Source organism: Bartonella pachyuromydis, from assembly GCF_039543065.1.
Classification (GTDB): domain Bacteria; phylum Pseudomonadota; class Alphaproteobacteria; order Rhizobiales; family Rhizobiaceae; genus Bartonella; species Bartonella pachyuromydis.
In genome coordinates this window covers 1-5,033 of record NZ_BAABJA010000032.1, presented here as the reverse complement: position 1 = coordinate 5,033, position 5,033 = coordinate 1, and the positions used below count along the sequence as shown (strand labels likewise).

Here is a 5,033-nt window from a genome sequence, read left to right as displayed (position 1 = left end):
AGTTTTATGATAGTGTGAAATTCCGTGCCTCTGGGATTACCTCCCCCCAAGCAAGACAAAACCTTATTATCAAACTTTACGAAGATTTTTTTACCAAGGCATTTAAGAAAACCACCGATAGGCTTGGGATTGTTTATACCCCCGTTGAGGTGGTTGATTTTATCATTCATTCTGTTGATGATATCTTACGCAATGAATTTGGAAAAAGCTTGGGATCACGTGGTGTTTCTATTCTTGACCCTTTTACAGGAACGGGTACCTTTATCACACGGCTTTTACAATCAAATCTCATAAAACCAGAGGATATGGAATATAAATTCCGTCATGATATCCATGCCAATGAGATTGTTCTCTTAGCTTATTACATAGCAGCGATTAACATTGAATCAACCTATCATAGTCTTATGAAAGGTGAATATATCCCATTTAAGCATATTGGTTTAACTGATACATTCCAAATGCTTGAAAGAAAAGATTTGTTGCAAGAGTTATTTAAAGAAAACAGTGAATATTTGGAACATCAGAAAAATCTAAATATCGAAGTTATCTTTGGCAATCCCCCTTATTCTGTAGGACAAAAAAATGCCAATGATAATGCAAAGAATAGTCCTTATCCCATACTAGATAACCGTATTCGCGAAACTTATGCTGCTCAATCGAAAGTTACGAATATACGAGCGCTTTATGACAGTTATATTCGTGCCATTCGCTGGGCTAGTGACCGTATTGATAATGCTGGAGTAATCGGCTTTGTTTCTGGTTCGGGTTACGTAGAAAAATCAACAATGGACAGTTTACGAAAATCTTTAGCCAAAGAGTTTACGAGTATTTATGTTCTTAATTTACGGGGGGATATTCGTAAAAATATGTTAAGCAATGGGAAAGCCAAAGAAGGAGAAAATGTTTTTGGTAATGGAAGTATGACCGGTATCGCCGTAACACTATTTATCAAAAATCCTAATGCTTCTGGAGATTGTAAAATTTACTATCACGACATTGGAAGCAATCTCACGACAAAAGAAAAACTTACTGCTCTTGAGTATTTTGGTAGCATTACTGGCATTACAAATAAATCAAGCTGGCAAACGATTACACCAGACGAGCATGGGGATTGGATCAATCAACGTGATGATAGTTTTAAAACATTCCTAGCTTTAGGTGCTAAGAAAGGGCATAGTAAGAAATTATTTGCAATATTTTCTCGTGGCATTATGACGAGTCGTGATGCTTGGGCGTATAATTCAAGCCGTGAGGTAGTGGCAAATAATATGCATAATATGATTGTTTTCTATAATAGTGAAGTAGAACGTTTTAATGATGCTTATGGACATGTTGATCATAAGTTACGCGCAAACTTTGCGAATGATTTTGTTAATTCAGATGAAAGAAAAATCAGTTGGAGTTATAATCTTAAACGAGATCTAGTAAAAGGAAAGTCTTTCAATTTTGAGGCAAATTACCTTACTAAAAGCTTGTATCGTCCTTTTATACGACAATGGCTTTATAGCGATTCTTCTCTAAACTGCGATGGTGCTTATCAAACGCGGATATTCCCTATGGGAAAAGCGGTTGAGAATAGAATAATACAAGTTACAGGCATCGGAGCAAGGTGTGGCTTTTTTACACTTATGATTAAGGATATACCTAACTTGGATTCAATAGAAAAAGGTCAATGCTTTCCAAGATATATCTATGAAGATACTACAGTCTTAAAAAGTAAAAGTGAGAAACAATCACATTTGTTTACGAATTCTACAGAAGAAAGTAAAAATGCTGGTTTAAAACGACGTGATGCCATTACGGATGAGGGATTAGCACATTTTAAAACGGCTTATCCTCATGAAACCATAAATAAAGATGATTTATTCTATTATGTTTACGGTCTTTTACATTCAGAAGATTATCGCACTCGCTATGCTGATAACCTTTCTAAAGAATTGCCTCGTATCCCTTGCGTAAAAACGGCTGAAGATTTTTGGAAATTTGTAACAGCAGGGCGTGAACTGGGGCATTTGCACGTAAATTATGAAGATGTGAAACCTTATCCAGTGACCTTTAAAAAGGGTAATCCAAAAGTTACAAAGATCTCTAATCCAGAAAAGTTTTACTACGTTACAGAAATGAAATTCGCAAAAATTAAGAATAGTAAGGAAAAGGATAAATCCACTGTTATTTATAACAGCAACATCATCATAACAGATATCCCTCTTGAAGCTTATGAGTATATCGTCAATGGCAAGCCCGCTCTTGAATGGGTTATGGGGCGTCAATGTGTAAAAACAGATAAAAAGAGTGGTATTGTTAATGATGCCAATCGCTATGCTGTTGAAACCGTTGGCAACCCTGCTTATCCATTGGAGTTGTTTCAAAGGGTTATTACCGTAAGTTTAGAGACAATGAAAATCGTTAAAAACTTACCAAAATTAGAAATTAAAGAAACTGAATAGACTTGCCATGCTCACATAATGGGTATGCTAATCATAAGGGGTATAGGATCTTATAACTATAGATTTATACCTCTTTTATTAAGCTGATTACCTATTATCTTAAAAGGAGTGTTTATATGCATTATTCTAAAAAGGGATTTGCACTTTTAAACACTATAATTTTGATTGCCTTTAAGAGGTTATACCGTAATCTAAAATGAGTGCTTTATTGTTTTCAAAAGCTTTGTTTAAAGAGAGTTATATTCATTTTCTTATATTACTTATAGGTTTTGAAGGTTTCTCAAACCCTCAAAATACCTTCAAAAATATACTGTGGGTTGAATTTAAGGTTGTGTTGTCGATATAGATTGTATTGTTAAAATAATAACACATTGAAATATAATAACTTTTATTTTTTTGATTGAAAAAAATATATAAGGGGGGCGTAAAAGGAACCCTCAAAATCTTCAAAATCATCAAAACTATAACCATCACTATCTTGATAGCATTTCTTGATTATAAACTGTCTTTTGAAAGGCTTTAAAAGATCACATGTTTTTTTAAGACGTGTTTTAATCACTCACTAAAATGATCACTTTTGTCAGTTAAATTTACTGACACATAACTGACAAATATATATTATTGATTGAATTTACGTGTTGTATATTAATAACGGTTGTACCATTAAATTACTGACATATTGAAAAATAATGGTTTTAATTTTTTATCTCATTAAAAAAAATAATATAGGCTCTAAAAAGAACTGACAAAACTGACAAAAATGACAAAAGTCTATTAAAAGGGATTTTGCTAACCTCTATAGTTATCAATCTCTCTTTAGATGTTTTCATAACAAGCTATAAATCACAATTATCGTTTCTCTTATGAAAATAAAAAATGATGCGGTGGCTATAAAGCAGATAACAGCTATAAAGCACGTGTAAAAAAACAGGATTTCATAATCACAATGCAAATGAATGCATTTGTTATAAAGACAGTTCCTATAAAAGGCTGTTAAGTTGCAAATGTGTTATAAACAAAATTAACAGAAATCTTTAAAAACCATTTAGTAAAAAATAAATGCATTATAAAGATAAAAATACGCATTATGATAGCGTTTATAAATATTATAAATGTATAGATTCAAAAAATAACGCAATCGTTTAAGAAAGCCTATAATATAGCTTTAAAAGCATATAATATAAAAGAAGCAATTAATAAGCATATGATAAATATATACACGCAATGCATTTTAAAAAATATCAAAAATATCAAAAAAGTGTATAAATTAATTGACAATAAATACGTATTTTGATATATAAATAATCAAGTGGTGAAAAACACTTTTGATTAGCGGATAAGGCTACGAAACAGCCTTTCCAAAGTTTTTAAAAACTGACTGTCTTTTATGCTTCAAATGGCATATAACGATTATGTCGGGTGTAGTTACACCATACAAAACCCTTTCGAGGGGAAAGTGTGACGACGGACTAATCACCGTGTTTTTCAACACCCGGCGCCCATTAGGGTGTCAATTGAAAAACAATTTTGATTAGAAAGAATTTAAAATGCAAAATTCCCAAAATACAATTTCCTCTAATATTTCAAATGAAACCGCATCTAATAATAAACAAGAGCCTGCAAAAAAATACGAATTTACGAATGAAACGCGTTGCGTGGCTGGTCATACTTTACACCGCATTAAAGCCATTAGAAATTTTGCTGATGTCAAGGCGGGGGATTTAGGCGGCTTTATTGAAAAGGAAAGTAACTTATCACATGATGGTAATTGCTGGGTAGCTAATGAGGCTTGTGTTTATAATAATGCTCTTATTTCTGATAATGCTACTGTTTTTAATTATGCTAGTGTTTTCGATAATGCAACGGTGTATGATAATGCAAAGGTATTTGATTTTGCGAGTGTTTATGACAATGCAAAAATTGCTGATAATGCCTTGGTTTGTGGGTATGCTTATGTTTACAAACATGCTCGTGTTTTTAATAACGCCGTTGTATGTGATAAGGCTGTTATAAGAGACAATGCAAAAGTCTATGGCAATGCTTTTATTAATTGGTATACACGTGTTGAAGACAATGAAACGGTTAATCTTGCATCTCAAATTTCTGATGACGCTTGTGTTTCTTTACCTATAACAAAAAAATACGAATTTACGAATGAAACCAAGATTATTGAAGGGGTTACTTTACACCGCATTAAAGCCATTAGAGATTTTGATGATATCAAAGCAGGTACCTTAGGTGGTTTTATCGAAAATGAAAGTAATCTCTCTCATGATGGCAATTGCTGGGTATATGATAATGCTACCGTTTTTTGGGATGCTGTCATTTCTGACAATGCAAAAATACATGATAATGCTTGTATTAATAGAAATGCTAAAGTTTATGGCAATGCCGTTGTTAATGATGATGCATGGGTTTTCGGTGCAAATGCTCATGTTTATGGCAATGCAAAAATTAATGACAATGCTATCGTTCGTGGTCAAGTTTATGGCAATGCCTTTGTTTGTAATAAAGCTAATATAATTTTTGATGCAAAAATCTATGACAATGCGAAAATTGCTGATAATGCTTATGTAAAGGGCTTTG

The 5,033-nt window shown here is 32.8% G+C and carries 2 protein-coding genes; both read left to right on the top strand.

Features of this window, described 5'->3' with window-relative positions; genetic code table 11:
- The coding region (locus ABD917_RS08450) for a type ISP restriction/modification enzyme (RefSeq protein WP_345119629.1) at positions 1-2,447 on the top strand (2,447 nt) is incomplete at its 5' end.
- A 1,547-nt stretch (positions 2,448-3,994) separates the two neighbouring features.
- A partial coding sequence (locus ABD917_RS08445) for an LbetaH domain-containing protein (RefSeq protein WP_345119628.1) occupies positions 3,995-5,033 on the top strand: 1,039 nt, incomplete at its 3' end.